Below are 18765 nucleotides of genomic sequence, written 5' to 3'. Positions count from 1 at the left end.
CGGCGCCGCGGCCGGTGTCGCGGTGTGCGGGGTGTCAGGAGGAGGCCGGGGCCGTCTCGCTCGTGCGGGCGGTCCGATCCGGGACGGGATCCCGGTCCGGGGCGCGCTCCGGCACGGTCGAGTGCCACAGGCGTACGGCGGCGGCGAGCGTGGCGGTCAGCAGGAGGCCGTTGCGCACGAAGAGGAGGGTCACCCCGAGCGGGGTGCTGTTGACGACGTCCGCGAAGTACACCGGGAACTCCAGCACGGTCACCGAGGACGCGGCCAGGACCAGCGCGGCGGGACCGGTCATCCGGGTCGCGCGGGAGCACAGGCAGACCGCGGCCAGGCCCACCAGCCACACCAGGTACTGCGGACTGATCACCCGGCTGGTCACCGTGAAGAGCAGGACGGCCGTGAACGCCGCGTCGGCCAGGGTGTGCGGCGCGAACCGGCGTGCCGCGAGCCGCCACAGCAGCAGCCAGCCGAACGCCACCGCCGTCAGGAACAGCGCCAGGTCGCTCACCACGGACACGTACGGGCCGAGGAACTCCACCGAGCCGTAGTTCAGCAGCACCCGCCCCTGCCAGCCGAACTGCCGGGCCACATGGAAGACGAGGGCGCCCAGCGACTCCACCTCGGTGCCCCGGTCGCGCTGGAAGGTGAGGAAGGCGAAGGCGCCCGGCATCAGCAGGGCGAACAGGCCCGAGAGCGCGGCGACCGTCACCGCCGCCGCGCCCCAGGCCCGCCGCCGCACCGCGCCCGCAAGGAGCAGCACCGGCCACACCTTCAGCAGCGCGGCGAAGCCGGTGAGCGCGCCCATGATCCGGGGGTGGCGCACGCCCGCGAGCAGGGTGGCCACGGCGACCGCGGTGACCATCACGTCGTAGCGGGCGTAGACCGTCGGGCCGAGCAGCGGGACGCCCGCCACCCACACCCAGGCGCCGCGCAGCGAGCGGCGCGGGCGCAGCCCCGCGTTCAGCAGCAGCACGAGGACGGCCAGGTCGGCCAGGAAGGCCAGGACGAAGAACGCCTGCGCGTAGTCGAGGAAGGGCAGCAGGGCGGGGGAGAGGATCGCGAGGGCGGCGGCGGGCGGGTACTGCCAGGTGACGTCCGTCCGCGGGAAGCCGCCGGTGCGCAGCACCTCGTACCAGCCCTGGTAGATGGACGACACATCGGTCGTCACGTCCGGGCCGGGGAAGAGGAACACCCTGAAGACGAAGAGGAGCAGGACGAGCCGGGTCACGCCCCAGGTCGCCAGCAGCCAGGTGAGCGGCCGTCTCGCTTCCGTGATCTCCACCGGTGTCCGTTCCCTCAGTGTTCGTACAGCGCCGTCCGTCCCGTGAGGCCCATGATCCCCCCGTCGGCTGTGAGGCGCGGCCGGGCGCGGCTGTGAGCGGGGTTTGGATAGGGTCGGCCCCGATGCACAAGACCCTGATCGTGACGAACGACTTTCCGCCCCGCCCCGGTGGTATCCAGGCGTTCCTGCACAACATGGCGCTCCGGCTCGACCCCGACCGGCTCGTCGTCTACGCCTCCACCTGGAAGCGGGGCCGGGAGGGCGCCGAGGCGACCGCCGCCTTCGACGCCGAGCAGCCCTTCACCGTCGTACGGGACTCCACGACGATGCTGCTGCCGACGCCCGGGGCGACCCGGCGGGCCGTCGGCCTGCTGCGGGAGCACGGGTGCACCTCGGTGTGGTTCGGGGCCGCCGCGCCGCTCGGGCTGATGGCGCCCGCGCTCAGGAAGGCCGGCGCCGAGCGGCTGGTCGGCACCACCCACGGGCACGAGGCCGGATGGGCGCAGCTGCCCGCCGCCCGGCAGCTGCTCGGCCGGATCGGGGACACCACGGACACCCTGACCTACCTCGGCGAGTACACCCGCTCGCGGATGGCGACCGCGCTGAGCCCGGCGGCGGCCGGGCGGATGGTGCGGCTGCCGCCGGGCGTCGACGAGAAGACCTTCCACCCCGGCTCGGGCGGCGACGAGGTGCGGGCACGGCTCGGGCTGACCGACCGGCCGGTGGTGGTGTGCGTCTCGCGGCTGGTGCCGCGCAAGGGCCAGGACACGCTGATCCTCGCCCTGCCCCGGATCCTGGCCGCCGAGCCGGACGCCGTGCTGCTGATCGTCGGCGGCGGGCCGTACGAGAAGGACCTGCGCCGGCTGGCCCGGGAGACCGGGGTCGCCGCCTCCGTGCGGTTCACCGGGCCGGTGCCCTGGAGCGAGCTGCCCGCGCACTACGGCGCCGGGGACGTCTTCGCGATGCCCTGCCGGACCCGGCGGGGCGGGCTGGACGTCGAGGGGCTCGGGATCGTCTACCTGGAGGCGTCCGCCACCGGGCTGCCCGTCGTCGCCGGGGACTCCGGCGGGGCGCCCGACGCCGTGCTGGACGGGGAGACGGGCTGGGTCGTGCGGGGCGGCTCCCCGGCCGAGGCCGCCGAGCGGATCGTCGCCCTCCTCGGGGACGCCGAGCTGCGCCGTCGCATGGGCGAGCGGGGGCGGCGCTGGGTGGAGGAGAAGTGGCGCTGGGACCTCCTCGCGGAGCAGCTGAAAACATTGCTCTAGACTTTTCGCCTTTTGCTCTAGCCGGACGGCGGAAATCCGCTGATGCTGCGCACATGACAGCCAAACTGATGCAGCGTCAGCTGACGAGACGTCAAATCCTTGGTATGGCCGCCCTCCAGACGGCGGCCACCCTCGGTTTCACCCGCATCGGCCTGCAGTCGGCCCGCGCGGACGAGCCCGCCGCGGTCGAGTCCGCGCCCGCGATCGTCATCGGCTCCGGCTACGGAGCCGCCGTCGCCGCCCTGCGCCTCGGCCAGGCCGGCATCCGCACGCTCGTCCTCGAGATGGGCCGGCTCTGGAACACCGCCGGCGCCGACGGCAAGATCTTCTGCAACACCGCCAGCCCCGACCAGCGCTCCATGTGGTTCAAGACCCGCACCGAGGCGCCGCTCGCCTCGTTCCTCTGGCTGGACGTCGTCAACAAGGACATCAGCCCCTACCCCGGCGTCCTGGACCGGGTGCACTTCGACAACATGTCCGTCTTCGTGGGCCGCGGGGTCGGCGGCGGCTCCCTGGTCAACGGCTCGATGGCGGTCACCCCGCTCCAGTCCTACTTCGCCGAGCAGTTCCCGACCGTCGACGTCACGGAGATGTACGGCACGTACTACCCGCGGGCCCGCGCCATGCTCGGCGTCAACACGATCGACCCCGCCTGGTTCGAGTCGACCGAGTGGTACCAGTTCAGCCGGACCTCCCGGAAGGCCGCCGCCAACACCGGTCTGAAGACCACCTTCGTGCCCAGCGTCTACGACTTCGGCTACATGCAGCGCGAGGCCGCCGGCACCGCCACCAGGTCCGCCCTCGGGCAGGAGGTCATCTACGGCAACAACTACGGCAAGAAGAGCCTCGACAAGACCTATCTGGCGTCCGCGCTCGGCACCGGCAACGTCACCATCCACACCATGGAGAAGGTGACCGCGATCAGCCGGGCGAGCGACGGCACCTGGCTGCTGACCGTCCAGCGCATCGACGACACCGGCGCCGTCGTCGAGACCAAGCAGTACGGCTGCACCTATCTGTTCCTCGGCGCGGGCAGCCTCGGCACCAGCGAACTCCTGGTTCGGGCACGGCAGACCGGCACGCTCCCGGCACTGGACGCGAGCGTGGGAACCGGCTGGGGCACCAACGGCAACGTGATGCTCGGCCGGGCCAACCACCTGTGGGACACGGTCGGCGCCAACCAGTCGACCATGCCGGTCATGGGCATCGACGACTGGGCCAACACCGACAACCCCGTCTTCGCCGAGATGGCCCCGCTGCCGACCGGCCTGGAGCACTGGGTCAGCCTCTATCTGGCGATCACCAAGAACCCCGAGCGGGCCGCCTTCTCCTGGACCAACGGCGCGCTCAAGCTGAACTGGAGCGCCGCCCAGAGCGCGGTCTCCGTGAGCATGGCGAAGAAACTCTTCGACCGGATCAACTCGGCGAACTCGACGATCTACCGGTACGACCTCTTCGGCTCCTCCAGCAAGATCTTCGCCGACGACTTCACCTACCACCCGCTCGGCGGCTGCGTGCTGGGCAAGGCCACCGACAACTACGGACGCGTGAAGGGGTATTCCAAGCTCTACGTCACCGACGGCTCGCTGGTGCCGGGCAACATCGGCGTCAACCCGTTCGTCACCATCACCGCGCTCGCCGAACGCACGATGGCGCGGGTCCTCGCCGAGGACACCGCGCCATGATCGTGCTGCTCGTGTGACTCCTGCCCGCGCGACTACTTGGCGTAGATCGCCTCGATCTCCGCCGCGTAGTCCTTCGCCACGACGTTGCGCTTGAGCTTCAGCGACGGCGTCAGATGACCCGAGTCCTCCGTGAACTGGGAGGAGAGAATGCGGAACTTCCGCACCGATTCCGCCTTCGAGACCGCGGCGTTGCCGTCGTCGATCGCCGACTGGATGGCAGCCTGCAGATCGGCGTCCCCGCGCAGCGACGCCGCGGTCGACCCCGCCGGCTTGCCGTGCTCGGCGGCCCAGCGGCCCAGGAACTCCTCGTCGAGGGTGATCAGCGCGCCCACGAACGGCCGCCCGTCGCCCACCACCATGCACTCCGCGACCAGCGCGTGCGCCCGGATCCGGTCCTCGATCACGGCCGGGGCCACGTTCTTGCCGCCGGCCGTGACGATGATCTCCTTCTTGCGGCCGGTGATCCTGAGGTAGCCGTCCTCGTCGAGGGTGCCCACGTCACCGGTGTGGAACCAGCCGTCCGCCAGCGCCTCGGCGGTCGCCGCAGGGTTGTTCCAGTACTCCTTGAACAGGTGCTCGCCGTGCAGCAGCACCTCGCCGTCGTCGGCGATCCGCACCACCGAGCCCGGCAGCGGCTGCCCGACCGTGCCGATCTTCTGCCGGTCCCAGGGGTTGAACGCGGTCGCCGCACAGGACTCCGTCAGACCGTAGCCCTCCAGGACCGTGAAGCCGATACCGCGGAAGAAGTGACCGAGCCGCTCACCGAGCGGCGCGCCGCCGGAGATCGCGTACTCGCCCTTGCCGCCGAGCACCGCGCGCAGCTTGCTGTACACGAGCCGGTCGAACACCTTGTGCTTGATCCTCAGCCCGAGGGACGGGCCCGAGGGCAGGTCCAGCGCCCGGCTGTAGGCGATCGCGGTGTCCGCCGCCTTGTCGAAGATCGCGCCCTTGCCGTCCGCCTGCGCCTTGGCCCGCGCCGAGTTGTAGACCTTCTCGAAGACGCGCGGCACGCCCAGGATCAGCGTCGGCCGGAAGGCGGCCAGCTCGTCGGTGAGGTTCTTGATGTCCGGGACCGTGCCCAGCTTGATCGGCGCCATCATCGGGGCGATCTGCACCAGCCGGCCGAACACGTGCGCGAGCGGCAGGAAGAGCAGCACACTGCACTCGCCCGTGCGGAACAGCGGCCGCAGCCGCTCCACCACGTTCCCGCACTCGGCGAAGAAGCTGCGGTGCGTGAGCACACAGCCCTTGGGTCGGCCCGTCGTGCCCGAGGTGTAGACGATGGTCGCCGGGTCGTCCGCGCGGGCCGCCGAGCCGCGCTCCTCGACCGTCTCGTCGGAGACGTCCTGGCCGAGCCGCCCGAGCTCCTCGACACCGCCCCCCTCGATCTGCCAGACGTGCTTCAGCGCGGGCAGCGTGTCCCGCACCGACTCCACGGCCGCCGTGTGACCGTCCAGCTCGACGATCATGGCGGTGGCGCCCGAGTCGGACAGGATCCACTGCACCTGCTCCGGCGAACTGGTCTCGTACACCGGCACGGTGACCGCGCCCGCGCTCCAGATCGCGAAGTCCAGCAGCGTCCACTCGTAGCGGGTGCGCGACATCAGAGCGACCCGGTCGCCCGGCTGCACACCGGAGGCGATGAGGCCCTTGGCAGCGGCGTGCACCTCGGCCAGGAAGGCCGTCGCGGTCACGTCCTGCCAGGCGCCGCCCACCTTGCGGGCGATGACGGCGACATCGGGGTGCTGCGCGGCGTTTCTGCGGACGATGTCGGTCAGATTGCCGTCCGCAGGGACCTCGTACAAAGCCGGAAGGCTGAACTCGCGCAAGACTGCTGCTCCTCATAGGGCGCCGGCGCCACGACGTTGTGTGATGCGACGGTGCGGTCCAAGGCTCGGGCTGGTGCTCGGAGATCGATGGTTGAAATCCTGAGCACGACTGGACTGCCCGGACGTTACCCGCCGGTATGGCTTCTTCGACAGGGGGGTCCGACGAGATGTTCGCTGCGTCACACAGATTGGTGTTTCCTCGCGCACAGTAGTCCACCCCTTTACTGACTGGCCAGTAACCGCTAATTCCGTCGGCACTGTTCACTTATGCCGCACACGCCTACTCTTGATCGTCATGGCCTCCACACCCGCCGGTAACCGCAGGACACGCATCCATGTGGTCAGTGACGTGCACGGCAACGCCCGTGACCTGGCCCGGGCCGGAGAGGGCGCGGACGCGCTGGTCTGTCTGGGCGACCTCGTCCTCTTCCTCGACTACGCCGACCACTCCCGCGGGATCTTCCCCGACCTCTTCGGCGTCGAGAACGCCGACCTGATCGTCGAGCTGCGCACCGCCCGCCGCTTCGAGGAGGCCCGCGAACTCGGCCGCCGGCTGTGGGCCGGCGTCGACGGCGACCGGGCCGCCGTCATCGAGAAGGCCGTGCGCAAGCAGTACGCCGAGCTGTTCCCGGCCTTCCCGACCCCGACGTACGCCACCTACGGCAATGTCGACATGCCCCAGCTCTGGCGCGAGTACGCCGGGCCCGGCACCACCGTCCTGGACGGCGAACGGGTGGAGATCGGCGGCCGGGTCTTCGGCTTCGTCGGCGGCGGGCTCCAAACGGCCATGCGCACGCCGTACGAGATCAGCGACGAGGAGTACGCCGCGAAGATCGAGGCCGTCGGCGAGGTCGACGTGCTCTGCACCCACATCCCGCCCGAGGTGCCCGAACTCGTCTACGACACCGTCGCGCGCCGCTTCGAACGCGGCAGCCGCGCCCTGCTCGACGCCATCCGCCGGACCCGTCCCCGCTACTCCCTCTTCGGACACGTCCACCAGCCGCTCGCGCCGCGGATGCGGATCGGCGCGACGGAGTGCGTCAACGTCGGGCACTTCGCGGGGAGCGGGAAGCCGTGGGCACTGGAGTGGTGACCCCGTCTCCTGACCTGATCACGAGGTGGGGTGAAGGCGGCAGGTCGGGCGCGCGGTAGCCTTCACGCTGCACACACGTACCTTTACGGGCCCGTATCCGGAGGAGTCACGGCGATGGCGGAACACACCAGTTCGAGCATCACGATCGAGGCGGCACCGGCCGACGTCATGGCCGTGATCGCGGACTTCGCCCGCTACCCGGACTGGACCGGCGAGGTGAAGCAGGCGGAGGTCCTCAAGGAGGACGCGCAGGGGCGCGCCGAGCAGGTGCGACTCGTCATGGACGCCGGTGCGATCAAGGACGACCAGGTGCTGGGGTACACCTGGACCGGGGAGCACGAGGTGTCCTGGACGCTGGTGAAGTCGCAGATGCTGCGCCAGCTGGACGGGTCGTACATCCTGAAGGCGGCGGGGGCGGGCGCCACGGAGGTCACCTATCAGCTGACCGTCGACGTCAAGATCCCGATGCTGGGGATGATCAAGCGCAAGGCCGAGAAGGTCATCATCGACCGGGCGCTGGCGGGCCTGAAGAAGCGGGTCGAGTCCGGTAAGTAGGCTGGGGGTGCGTCTCGGTTAGCGTTCCTCCTCATGCGCACCATCTTGATCATCGGGCCTGGCGGTAGTGGTCGTACGACGGTTGCGGCCGCCACCGCGCTGGACGCCGCCCGCGTGGGCATCCGCACCCTCGTTCTCAGCGCCGACCGGACCGACAGCCTCGGTGCCGCCCTCGGTGTGCCGACCGGGGCCGAGCCCGTTCGGGTTCTGTCGCAGCTCACCGCCTGGCGGCCCGACGCCACCACCGGTTTCCGGGACGATCTCGCCGGATTCCAGGACCGCGCCTCCACCGTGCTCGATCTGCTCGGGGCCGCGCGGCTCGACCCCGAGGAGGTCACTCCGCTTCCCGGGGCCGAGGAGCTGACGCTGCTGCGGGCCCTGCGGGACGCCGCCCTCGCCGAGGCGCACGACCTGCTCGTCGTCGATCTGCCGCCCACCCCCCAGGCCCTCGCCCTGCTCGCGCTCCCCGAGGAACTGCGGCGCTACCTGCGCCGGCTGCTGCCGCCGGAGCGTCAGGCCGCCCGTGCGCTGCGGCCCGTCCTCGGGCGGCTCGCCGGGGTGCCGATGCCCGCCGAGTGGCTGTACGAGACCACCGGCCGCTGGGACCTGGAGCTGGCCGCCGTGGAGGCGGTCCTCGCCGACCGCCGCACCGCCGTACGGCTCGTCGCCGAACCCGGCCCGGCCGGGGCCGACGCCGTCCGGGACGCCCGCCTCGGCCTCGCCCTGCGCGCGACTCCCGTCGAGTCGCTCGTCGCCAACCGGGTCCTGCCGGAGGCGGCGGCCGACGACGGCTGGCTCGGCCGGCTGGTCGCCCAGCAGCGCAAGGCCCTGGGGGAGTGGGGCGACTCCGTGCGGACCGTCGCCCACCTGGGGCACGACCCGCGCGGCGCCGACGACCTCACGGCGCTCGCCGTGCCCCCCGTCAACACGGCCGCCTCCCCGGTCGAGTGGCCCGTCACCGACCGGCTCGCCGAGGACGGCGTGCTCGTCTGGCACCTCCCGCTGCCCGGCGCCATACGCGACGAGCTGGACCTCATCCGGCGCGGCGACGAACTCGTCCTCGCCGCCGGCCCCTTCCGCCGGATCGTCCCGCTGCCCTCGGCGCTGCGCCGCTGCACCGTGGACGGCGCCGCCCTGCGCGACGGCGAGCTGCGCATCCGGTTCGCGCCGGATCCCGGCCTGTGGCCGCAGGGACGGTGAACGGCGTACCCCCGTTCGGGTAACGTCGAGAGGGACGATCCGTCATCGGGCGTCGTCCGGTCGGGACAACCGATCGGACAATCGACCGGACAACCGACCGGACAACCGACCGGGACGGCCGATCGGGACAGCAGAAGCCATCAGGAGTCCGTCATGAGCGAAGAGCGCCCCACGCCCGACGCCGCCCGGGACGAGGCCGCCGCCAAGGAGGCCGCCGCCGAGGAGCCCCGCGCGACCGACGCCGATGCCTGGGCCACCGCCTGTGCCGAGGACCTGGCCCGCGAGAAGGCCCGCCGCCGGGCCGAGCAGGGCAGGCCGGAGGGCTCGGCCGCCGAGGAACTGCGCAAGCTCGTCGAGACCGTCGCCGACAAGCTCTCCGGCCTCCAGTCCCCGCTGCTCGGCGGGGTCGCGGGCGGCGCCGCCCAGCAGGTGGTCCGCCAGGTCGTCCAGCAGGCCAAGGCCGCCGTCGAACCCGTCATCGAGCGCAACCCCGATGTCTTCGACCACCTCGCGGCGGCCGGCGGCGAACTGCTCGCCGCCTACCGCTCCGCCGTCCAGCACCAGGAACAGCGCTGGACGAGCCGCGACCACGACCTCGAGGACGACCCGCGCGACGACCCCCACGACGGGGGCGAGGGCACCGGCCCGGGACAGCGCATCGACCTCGACTGACCGCGGCCACCCTCAGAGACGCCCCGGGGCGCCTGTCCGCCCGGCGGACGACGGGAATCCGAGAACAGTGCCTCGGGTACCGTTGGCCGTAGCGGGGCTCGACCGAAACTGAGGGATTCATGGGACTCACCATCGGCGTCGACATCGGCGGCACGAAGATCGCGGCCGGCGTGGTCGACGAGGAAGGCAACATCCTCTCGACCTTCAAGGTGCCGACCCCCACCACGCCCGAGGCCATCGTGGACGCCATCGCCTCGGCCGTGGAGGGCGCCCGCGCGGGCCACGAGATCGTCGGTGTGGGCATCGGAGCCGCCGGTTACGTCAACCGGCAGCGTTCCACCGTCTACTTCGCGCCCAACATCGACTGGCGCCAGGAACCGCTCAAGGACGACGTCGAGGCCCGCGTGGGCCTCCCGGTCGTCGTCGAGAACGACGCCAACGCCGCCGCCTGGGGCGAGTACAAGTTCGGCGCCGGCAAGGGCCACCGCAACGTCATCTGCATCACGCTCGGCACCGGCCTCGGCGGCGGCATCATCATCGGCAACAAGCTGCGCCGCGGCCACTTCGGCGTCGCCGCCGAGTTCGGCCACATCCGGATGGTCCCGGACGGCCTGCTGTGCGGCTGCGGCTCGCAGGGCTGCTGGGAGCAGTACGCCTCCGGCCGCGCCCTCGTGCGGTACGCCAAGCAGCGCGCCAACGCCACCCCGGAGAACGCCGAGATCCTCCTCGGCCTCGGCGACGGCTCCCCCGACGGCATCGAGGGCAAGCACATCTCCATGGCCGCCCGCCAGGGCGACCCGGTCGCCGTCGACTCCTACCGTGAGCTGGCCCGCTGGGCCGGCGCCGGTCTCGCCGACCTCGCCTCGCTCTTCGACCCCTCCGCCTTCATCGTCGGCGGCGGCCTCTCCGACGAGGGCGAACTGGTCCTCGACCCGATCCGCAAGTCCTACAAGCGCTGGCTGGTCGGCGGCAACTGGCGCCCGGTCGCCGACGTGATCGCGGCCCAGCTCGGCAACAAGGCGGGCCTGGTGGGAGCGGCGGACCTGGCGAGAGAGCCCGACCCCATCATGTGACGTTCACATCTCGAGTCGGGCGACGGAGCCCGCTCAGGGGCGCGGGGCGTGTACGAACATGCGGCTCCGCCGCGTGGGCGCGACCAGCCACGACGATCCGGCAGTCGCGCACATTCCTCGCGCTCCGCCCCATTGGGCGTAAATTGATCCACATGACGCCGCTCCCCAACTCCCGCACGGAGCCCGACGGTTCAGCCGTCCTCCGCGTCCTCAGTTACAACATCCGCTCGATGCGCGACGACACCCACGCCCTCGCCCGCGTCATCACCGCCTGCGCCCCCGACCTGGTCCTCCTCCAGGAAGCCCCCATCTTCTTCCGCTGGCGCAAGAAACTCGCCCGCCTGGCCGCAGCCACCGACCTGGTGATCCTCACCGGCGGCGGCACGGCGGCCGGCCCGGCCGTCCTCTGCTCCCTCCGCGCCACCGTGGAACGCACGGAGGACGTCCTGCTCCCCCTCACCCCCGGCCACCACCGCCGAGGCCTCGCCACCGCCGTCGTCCGCTTCGCGGGGGCCCGCCTCGGGGTGATCAGCTGCCACCTCGGCCTCCACCGGGACGAGCGCCACGATCAGGCGGGCATGCTCCTCGACCGCCTCGCGGGCCTGGGCGTGGAGCACGCGATCGCCGGCGGCGACATCAACGAGAGGCCCCAGGGCCGAACCTTCGCCCGCCTGTCCAGCACCCTGCAGGACTGCCGCACCACCGCCCCCTGGGGCGCCGAGCACACCTTCCCCGCCGCCGCCCCCGACCGCCGTATCGACGGCATCTTCGCGACCAAAGGCGTCGAAGTCCTCGGCTGCGGCGTCCCCCTCGGCCTCCCCGGCGTCACCGAGAACGACCTGAGGGCGGCCACGGACCACCTGCCGGTCCTGGCCGCCCTCAGAATCCCCGCGAACTAGACCACGGCCCCCCGCCCGGGATCCTGGTCGTCCTCGTCGTCCGGTCGCATCCGCACCACCAGCGTGGCGAAACCGCCGAGGAAGCCGCCGACGCAGACCGTCGTCAGCCACCACGTCATGTCCCAGCCCAGCAGCACCGCCAGCAACAGCAGGACCGGCCCGCCGATCACCCCGAGCCAGGCGAACTTGGCCGTGGTGTCGGCGGCCGGCAGCGGCGGCGGCTCCGGCGGTACGAAGTGACCCTCGTCCTCGTCGTCGACGTCCTCCTCGGCCGGCTCCGGCGCGCTGTAGTCGCGCGGGCCGACACCGGGCGCGAACGAGATGGAGCTGCCGAGCGGCTTGGCCGGTTTCGGCTCCTGCTCGTCCCCGGAGTCACGGGGCTCGCCCTCGCTCGTGTCGCTCGTGTCGTTCGCCTCGTTCGTCCGGGACTCCAGCAGCGCCAGGTCCTCGATCGACTTGAACGGCTTGGCCCCCGGCGGGTCCGGCGGTTCGTCCCCGTACCCCGCGACGATCGCCGCCCACGCGGCGTCCTCGTCGAAAGGCACGTTCTGCTCCTCCGGCTCCCGGCCCCGACGGGCTTCCTGGCCGTCCAGGCCCTCCCGCTCGTCCCGGTTCTCCCGGTCCTCGCGGTCGGAGTCGTGCTCAGCCACCTACGGCCGTCCCTTCCTTGCCGACACTGGGCGCGATCCGGGCGATGAACGCGTAGCTCTCCTCGAAGATCCGGTCCGCATCGTGGTCCAACGTTGCCACGTGGTAGCTCTGTTCCAGGAGGATCTCGGTCACCTCCGTGGACGAGACCCGGCTCAGGACCCGGGCCGAGTCGGCCGCCGGCACGACATGGTCCTGGACGCTGCGCAGGAGCAGCAGCGGCTGCGTGACCTGCGGAAGCTCCCCGTCGATCTGCCGCAGCAGGATCCGCAGGGCATGCGCCGAGCGCAGTGGCACCCGGTCGTACCCCGTCTCGACGATCCCCTCCTTCGCGATGTCGCTCGCGATCCCCTTCGCCGACCGCACGAAGTGGTGGGCCACCGGGAGGGCGTACGCCGACAGCCCGTGCACCTTGTTCGCCGGGTTGACCACGATCACGCCCTCGACGCCCGCGCCGTGCTTCGCGGCCAGCCGCAGCGCCAGCGCGCCACCCATGGACAGCCCGGCGACGAACACCCGGGAGCACCGCTCGCGCAGGGCGCGCAGCTCGCGGTCCACCTCCGCGTACCAATCGGCGCCGTCGGTGAGGGCCATGTCCTCCCAGCGCGTGCCGTGCCCCGGCAGCAGGGGCACCGAGACGCTGAGACCCTGCCCGGCCAGATGGCGGGCCCAGGGGCGCAGTGACTGAGGGGAACCGGTGAAGCCGTGGCAGAGGAGGACCCCGACCTCCCCGCCCTCGTGGCGGTACGGCTCGGCTCCAGGAAGGACCGGCACCTTCGGTCTCCTGTCTTCGTCTGTTCTTCATGAGAGGGACGTGAGGTTCACGGTACGCGACCCCACTGACACCGACCAGGGCCGTCGGAGCCTTTGCCGCCGCTCCGGGTTAAGGTCTGAGGACACATACAGGAGGCACTGGGTTGTTGTACGGCGCGATGAAGGTCGCTATCGGGGGGCCGCTGAAGGTCACCTTCAGGCCCTGGGTGGAAGGCCTCGAGAACATTCCCGCCGAGGGCCCCGCGATCCTGGCGAGCAACCACCTGTCCTTCTCGGACTCCTTCTTCCTGCCCGCGGTCCTGGACCGCAAGGTCACGTTCATCGCGAAGGCCGAGTACTTCACCACGCCCGGCCTCAAGGGCAGGCTCACGGCCGCGTTCTTCAAGGGCGTCGGCCAGCTCCCGGTGGACCGCTCCGGCGCGCGCGGCGCGGGGGAGGCCGCGATCAAGAGCGGCATAGACGTGCTGGAGCGCGGTGAGCTGTTCGGGATCTACCCGGAGGGCACCCGCTCGCCCGACGGCCGCCTCTACCGCGGCAAGCCGGGCGGCCTCGCGCGCGTGGCGCTCGCCAGCGGCGCGCCCGTCATCCCCGTCGCCATGATCGACACGGAGAAGATCCAGCCGCCGGGCAAGGTGATGCCCAAGGTGATGCGGCCCGGCATCCGGATCGGCGAGCCGCTGGACTTCAGCCGCTACCAGGGCATGGACCACGACCGTTTCGTGCTGCGGGCGCTGACGGACGAGGTGATGTACGAGATCATGAAGCTTTCCGGCCAGGAGTACGTCGACATCTACGCGACCGCCGCCAAGCGGCAGATCGCGGAGGCGGCCAAGGCCGACAAGGAAGCGGAGAAGGCCGCGAGGGCGGCGCTCGCGCAGGCCGAGAAGGACCAGGCCAAGAAGGAACAAGAGCAGTAGCGGAACAAGTGCAGCAGGGGACGCTCCGGGGGCGGGGGGACTGGACGGATGGCCAGGCGCGAGAGAGTCATGAGGATGTCGGTGGAGCTGCCGCTGTGGCGCGCGCTCTCCGGCTACCGGGTCCTGACGATGCTGTACGCGGTCGGCCTGTTCGCCACCGCCTACGACGACTTCGAGCGTCCCGGCGTCGCCGTCGCCTACTTCGCCGTCCTGTTCGTCTGGACGCTCGCGACCCTGCCCCGGGTGCAGAACGCGGCGGCCTGCACCAAGCGCTTCCTCGCCGTCGACCTCGCCGTCGCGCTCTCCGGCATCGTCCTCACCCCGCTCGTCGTCAGCGAGCAGCACATCCAGGACGGCGGCCCCACCCTGCCCTCGATATGGACGGCCGGCTCGGTCCTCGCCTTCGCCATCAAGGGCGGCTGGCGCTGGGCCGCGTTCGCCTCCACGCCCGTCGCCGTCGCCAACCTGATCGAGCGCGGCCACCCGGCCCGCGACACCGTCCACAACGTGATCCTCGTCTGGGTGGCCTCCATCGCCATCGGGTACGTCGTCGAGGTCGCCCGCGCCTCCGAGCGCACCCTCGCCCGCGCCCTGGAGATCGAGGCCGCGACGAGGGAACGGGAGCGGCTCGCCCGGGACATCCACGACGGCGTGCTCCAGGTGCTGGCCATGGTGCAGCGGCGCGGCGCGGTCCTCGGCGGTGAGGCGGGCGAGCTGGGCCGGCTGGCCGGCGAGCAGGAGGTCGCGCTGCGCACCCTGGTCTCCGGCGGGCTCGTACCGGTCTCCCGGGTGTCGGAGGACCTCGCCGACGGGGCCGTCGTCCGCCTGGTGGAGGTGCCCGAGGAGCCGGCGGGGAGCGACGGTCCGGTCGATCTGCGCACACTGCTCGCGCCGTACGCCGCCGCGAAGGTCGCGCTCGCGGAACCGGGTGCGCCGGTGCTACTGGAGCCGGCCGCCGCCCGGGAGCTGGCCGCCGCGGTGGGCGCAGCCCTGGACAACGTACGCCGGCACGCGGGCGAGGAGGCCCGCGCCTGGATCCTGGTCGAGGACGAACCCGGCGAGGTGATCGTCACCGTGCGGGACGACGGCCCCGGCATCCCGGAGGGGCGGCTCGCCCAGGCCGAGGGCGAGGGGCGGCTCGGGGTCGCCCAGTCGATCCGGGGCCGGCTGCGCGACCTCGGCGGCCGCGCCGAGCTGATCTCGACGCCCGGACAGGGCACCGAAGTGGAGTTGACCGTGCCGAAGGCCGTGGCGGGGAAGGACAGCAGGCGATGAGCATCAAGGTCATGGTGGTCGACGACCACCCGATGTGGCGCGACGCGGTCGCCCGGGACCTGGCCGAGTCCGGCTTCGACGTGGTCGCCACCGCGGGCGACGGCGAGCAGGCGGTGCGCCGCGTCAAGGCCGCCGTGCCGGACGTGCTCGTCCTGGACCTCAACCTGCCGGCCAAGCCGGGGGTCCAGGTGTGCAAGGAGGTCGTCGCCGCGAACCCCGCGCTGCGCGTCCTGGTGCTCTCCGCGAGCGGTGAGCACGCCGACGTCCTGGAGGCGGTCAAGTCCGGCGCGACCGGCTATCTGCTGAAGTCCGCGTCCACCGAGGAACTGCTGGACGCGGTGCGCCGGACCGCCGTCGGCGACCCGGTGTTCACCCCCGGCCTCGCCGGACTGGTCCTCGGCGAGTACCGCCGGCTGGCCTCCGACCCCGGCCCCGCCTCCGGCCCGGACGAGCCGGACGCGCCGCGGCTGACGGACCGGGAGACCGAGGTGCTGCGGCTGGTCGCCAAGGGGCTCAGCTACAAGCAGATCGCCGAACGCCTCGTCATCTCCCACCGCACGGTCCAGAACCACGTCCAGAACACCCTCGGCAAGCTCCAGCTGCACAACCGGGTGGAGCTCGTCCGGTACGCGATAGAGCGGGGTCTCGACGACGAGTGAGCCCCGCAGGACACTGACTCCTCGTCAGGCAGCCACTGGCTCTCGGCGAAGGGACTTCTTCCATGCGCGTCGGAGTACTGACCGGAGGCGGTGACTGCCCGGGGCTCAACGCCGTCATCCGGGCCGTCGTCCGCAAGGGCGTCCAGGAGTACGGGCACGAGTTCATCGGCTTCCGGGACGGCTGGCGGGGTCCCCTGGAGGGGCGGTCGGTCCGCCTCGGCATCCCGGCCGTGCGCGGCATCCTCCCCCGCGGCGGCACCGTCCTCGGCTCCTCCCGCACCAACCCGCTGAAGGAGGAGGACGGCATCCGCCGGATCAAGGACACCCTGGCCCGGCAGCGGATCGAGGCCCTGATCACCATCGGCGGCGAGGACACCCTCGGCGTAGCCGCCAAACTCTCCGGCGAGTACGACGTCCCTTGCGTCGGCGTCCCCAAGACCATCGACAACGACCTCTCCGCCACCGACTACACCTTCGGCTTCGACACCGCCGTGGGCATCGCCACCGAGGCCATCGACCGCCTGCACACCACCGCCGAGTCCCATATGCGGGTCCTGGTCGTCGAGGTGATGGGCCGTCACGCGGGCTGGATCGCCCTCCACTCGGGCCTGGCCGGCGGCGCCAACGTCATCCTCATCCCCGAGCAGCCCTTCGACGTCGAGCAGGTGTGCGCCTGGGTGACCTCCCGGTTCCGGGCCTCGTACGCGCCGATCGTGGTCGTCGCCGAGGGCGCCCTGCCCAAGGACGGCGACCTGGTCCTCAAGGACGGCTCGCTGGACTCCTTCGGGCACGTCCGGCTCTCCGGCGTCGGCGAGTGGCTCGCCAAGGAGATCGAGCGGCGCACCGGCAACGAGGCCCGCACCACCGTCCTCGGGCACGTCCAGCGCGGCGGCACCCCCAGCGCCTTCGACCGCTGGCTCGCCACCCGGTTCGGCCTGCACGCCGTCGACGCCGTCCACGAGGGCGACTTCGGCACGATGGTCGCCCTGCGCGGCACGGACATCGTCCGCGTACCCCTCGCGGAGGCGACGGCCCGGCTGAAGACCGTCGATCCGGCGCTGTACGCGGAGGCGGGGGTGTTCTTCGGCTAGCCGACCGGCCGCAGCGCCCCCATCAACTCCCGTACGATCACGGCCCCGTTCACCGTCAGCACCGACTCCGGGTGGAACTGCACCCCCGCGAACCCGGGCCCCCGTACGGCGTGCACCTCCGCGTTCGGGGCCCGGCTCACCTCGACGCCGTGCGCGGCCAGCTCCTGCGCGGTCCCGTCGTCGCACCGCGCCACGAAGCTGTTGTAGAAGCCGACGGTCTCCGCCCGCCCGAACAGGTCGATCTCCGTCTGCGCCCCCTGGTACGGCACCTCCTTGCGGACGATGTCCAGCCCCAGCTCCGCCGCGATCAGCTCGTGCCCGAGGCAGACGCCGAGCACCCCGTGCCGGTGCTCCCGCAGCACCCGCGCGGCCAGCTCCCGCAGGAACCGCATCTTCGGGTCGCCGAGATCGGCGGGGTCACCGGGACCGGGGCCCAGCACCACAGGGCCCTCGTGCGCCGACACGACCTCGGGCAGCCCGGGCTCGTCGTAGCGCCGGACGGACACCTCCAGGCCGCCGGACCGCAACACGTGCGCGAGCATCGCCGTGAAGGTGTCCTCCCCGTCGACCACCAGCGCGTGACCGGTCAGGTCCCGGGTCCGCTCCTGCATCCGCAGCCAGAACGGCGCAAGCGACGAGCGCCGCCCGTCCAGCGCGGCCCGCACCCGGGGGTCGTCGGCCAGCCGGGGCCGCGTCTGCTCCTCCCGGGGCCTGCCCGGCCGTACCCCGAGCGCCGCCAGCACCCCGGCCGCCTTCGCATGCGTCTCCGCGACCTCGCCCGCCGGATCCGACCCCCGTACGAGCGTGGCGCCGACCGGCACCCGCAGCCGCCCGGCCGCGTCGATGTCGGCGGTCCGGATGAGGATGGGGGAGTCGAGGGTCTGCGCCCCGCCGGAGTCCCGGCCCAGCAGCGCCAGCGCCCCCGCGTAGTACCCGCGGCCACCGACCTCGTGCCGTTCGATGACCCGGCAGGCGTTCTGCACCGGCGAGCCGGTCACCGTCGCCGCGAACATGGTCTCCCTCAGCACCTCCCGCGCGTCCAGCGAGGACTTCCCGCGCAGCTCGTACTCGGTGTGCGCGAGATGCGCCATCTCCTTCAGCCGGGGCCCCACGACCACCCCGCCCATGTCGCCGACGGTGCACATCATCTTGAGCTCCTCGTCGACCACCATCGACAGCTCCTCGATCTCCTTGCCGTCGGCGAGGAAGGAGAGCAGATGCTCCGGCGTCGGGCCCTCGGCCGGATAGCGGTACGTCCCGCTGATCGGGTTCATCACGACCGTCCCGCCGGACATCCGGACGTGCACCTCCGGGCTCGCCCCGACCAGCGTGCGCTCCCCGGTGTGCACGACGAACGTCCAGTACGCGCCCCGCTCGCCCTCCAGCAGCCGCCGGAACAGCGCGAGGGCGTCCCGGCGCGAGAACCCCGGGATCCCACCCTCGTACGTCCGCCGGATCACGAAGTTCGCGCCCTCGCCGCGCCCGATCTCGTCCCGCAGCACCCGCCCGACGATCCCGCGGTACTCCTCGTCGGTGACGTCGAAGCCGCCGCCCTCGACGTGCACCTCGTGCGCGGGGAGCTGGGCGAGCGCCTCGGCTAGCGGGACGGCGTACCGCTCCTCGGGGGTGAGGACGGTGAGCGGGGTGCCGTCGTCGCGGACGTCGAAGCCGCGCTCACGGATCTGGCGGAAGGGGATCAGCGCGAGGCCGTCGTCGGGGAGGTCGGCCAGCCGGTCGTACGCCGCGACCGGGCCGAGCAGCAGCTCCACGGTGTTCTCGTCGTGGCCGGGGGTGCGGCGACGCAGCAGGGCGAAGGGGCGGTCGTCGTGGGACAGCTGTGTCAGGTCCATG

17 protein-coding genes are annotated in these 18765 nt (G+C 72.0%); 12 read left to right on the top strand and 5 right to left on the bottom strand.

From position 1 onward, the window contains the following. Positions 1–34: 34 nt before the first annotated feature. Positions 35–1279: a glycosyltransferase family 87 protein gene (locus ABZ464_RS01180; RefSeq protein ID WP_359269112.1), complete on the bottom strand. Its 1245-nt coding sequence runs from the start codon at positions 1277–1279 to the stop codon at positions 35–37. 122 nt (positions 1280–1401) lie between these two features. Here ABZ464_RS01180 and ABZ464_RS01175 point away from each other — a divergent pair, with 122 nt between their 5' ends. Together ABZ464_RS01175 and ABZ464_RS01170 are read left to right on the top strand one after the other, a co-directional pair. Next, entirely contained in the window at positions 1402–2544 is a 1143-nt protein-coding gene (locus ABZ464_RS01175; RefSeq protein ID WP_359269109.1) for a glycosyltransferase family 4 protein, read from the top strand. A gap of 104 nt (positions 2545–2648) precedes the next feature. Then, positions 2649–4229 carry a GMC oxidoreductase gene (locus ABZ464_RS01170; RefSeq protein WP_359269106.1) on the top strand — a complete coding sequence of 527 codons (1581 nt, stop codon included), beginning with the start codon at positions 2649–2651 and terminating at the stop codon, positions 4227–4229. 32 nt (positions 4230–4261) lie between these two features. On the opposite strand, the gene ABZ464_RS01165 is transcribed toward ABZ464_RS01170, so the two are convergent. Then, positions 4262–6058, bottom strand: coding sequence for an AMP-dependent synthetase/ligase (locus ABZ464_RS01165; protein ID WP_359269103.1), 1797 nt, complete (start codon positions 6056–6058; stop codon positions 4262–4264). A 337-nt stretch (positions 6059–6395) separates the two neighbouring features. Here ABZ464_RS01165 and ABZ464_RS01160 point away from each other — a divergent pair, with 337 nt between their 5' ends. The 6 genes from ABZ464_RS01160 (at position 6396) to ABZ464_RS01135 (ending at position 11550) form a co-directional block, all read left to right on the top strand. After that, complete coding sequence (locus tag ABZ464_RS01160; RefSeq protein ID WP_359269607.1) at positions 6396–7151, top strand: metallophosphoesterase; 756 nt, start codon at positions 6396–6398, stop codon at positions 7149–7151. 114 nt (positions 7152–7265) lie between these two features. Further along, positions 7266–7706 carry an SRPBCC family protein gene (locus ABZ464_RS01155; protein WP_359269101.1) on the top strand — a complete coding sequence of 147 codons (441 nt, stop codon included), beginning with the start codon at positions 7266–7268 and terminating at the stop codon, positions 7704–7706. Between the two features lie 33 nt (positions 7707–7739). Continuing rightward, a complete protein-coding gene (locus ABZ464_RS01150) occupies positions 7740–8906 on the top strand; it encodes an ArsA-related P-loop ATPase (RefSeq protein WP_359269098.1) in 1167 nt (388 codons plus the stop codon). 153 nt (positions 8907–9059) lie between these two features. Then, positions 9060–9578, top strand: a complete 519-nt coding sequence (locus tag ABZ464_RS01145) for a DUF5304 domain-containing protein (RefSeq protein WP_359269095.1) — start codon at positions 9060–9062, stop codon at positions 9576–9578. A 119-nt stretch (positions 9579–9697) separates the two neighbouring features. Beyond that, positions 9698–10651 carry an ROK family glucokinase gene (locus ABZ464_RS01140; protein WP_359269092.1) on the top strand — a complete coding sequence of 318 codons (954 nt, stop codon included), beginning with the start codon at positions 9698–9700 and terminating at the stop codon, positions 10649–10651. A gap of 152 nt (positions 10652–10803) precedes the next feature. Continuing rightward, positions 10804–11550, top strand: coding sequence for an endonuclease/exonuclease/phosphatase family protein (locus ABZ464_RS01135; RefSeq protein ID WP_359269089.1), 747 nt, complete (start codon positions 10804–10806; stop codon positions 11548–11550). Here ABZ464_RS01135 and ABZ464_RS01130 read toward each other — a convergent pair. Together ABZ464_RS01130 and ABZ464_RS01125 are read right to left on the bottom strand one after the other, a co-directional pair. Further along, positions 11547–12200: a hypothetical protein gene (locus ABZ464_RS01130; RefSeq protein ID WP_359269086.1), complete on the bottom strand. Its 654-nt coding sequence runs from the start codon at positions 12198–12200 to the stop codon at positions 11547–11549. The two genes, ABZ464_RS01135 and ABZ464_RS01130, sit on opposite strands and share 4 nt — an antisense overlap. Continuing rightward, on the bottom strand, positions 12193–12972 hold the full coding sequence (locus ABZ464_RS01125; protein WP_359269084.1) for an alpha/beta fold hydrolase: 780 nt from the start codon (positions 12970–12972) through the stop codon (positions 12193–12195). Before ABZ464_RS01125 ends, ABZ464_RS01130 begins: the two co-directional genes overlap by 8 nt. Positions 12973–13130: 158 nt before the next feature. On the opposite strand from ABZ464_RS01125, the gene ABZ464_RS01120 reads away from it, so the two are divergent. The 4 genes from ABZ464_RS01120 to ABZ464_RS01105 all read left to right on the top strand — a co-directional run bounded on the left by ABZ464_RS01120 (position 13131) and on the right by ABZ464_RS01105 (position 16914). Beyond that, on the top strand, positions 13131–13889 hold the full coding sequence (locus ABZ464_RS01120) for a lysophospholipid acyltransferase family protein (protein WP_359269081.1): 759 nt from the start codon (positions 13131–13133) through the stop codon (positions 13887–13889). A gap of 48 nt (positions 13890–13937) precedes the next feature. Beyond that, positions 13938–15164, top strand: a complete 1227-nt coding sequence (locus ABZ464_RS01115; protein WP_359269079.1) for a DUF5931 domain-containing protein — start codon at positions 13938–13940, stop codon at positions 15162–15164. Continuing rightward, the gene (locus ABZ464_RS01110) at positions 15161–15823 is read left to right on the top strand and encodes a response regulator transcription factor (protein WP_359269076.1); all 663 of its coding nucleotides are present in this window, start codon (positions 15161–15163) and stop codon (positions 15821–15823) included. The genes ABZ464_RS01115 and ABZ464_RS01110 overlap by 4 nt, the downstream gene beginning before the upstream one ends. 62 nt (positions 15824–15885) lie before the next feature. Then, positions 15886–16914 (top strand): 6-phosphofructokinase, encoded by a 1029-nt coding sequence (locus ABZ464_RS01105; protein WP_359269073.1) that lies wholly within the window; start codon positions 15886–15888, stop codon positions 16912–16914. Here ABZ464_RS01105 and ABZ464_RS01100 read toward each other — a convergent pair. Next, the gene (locus tag ABZ464_RS01100; RefSeq protein ID WP_359269071.1) at positions 16911–18764 is read right to left on the bottom strand and encodes an anthranilate synthase family protein; all 1854 of its coding nucleotides are present in this window, start codon (positions 18762–18764) and stop codon (positions 16911–16913) included. The genes ABZ464_RS01105 and ABZ464_RS01100 overlap by 4 nt on opposite strands. Position 18765 lies beyond the last annotated feature (1 nt).

Source organism: Streptomyces sp. NPDC005820 (assembly GCF_040630255.1).
In the GTDB taxonomy this organism is placed as follows: Bacteria; Actinomycetota; Actinomycetes; order Streptomycetales; family Streptomycetaceae; genus Streptomyces.
The sequence above is the reverse complement of the archived record's forward strand: the minus strand, read 5'-3'. Positions and strand labels throughout refer to the sequence as shown.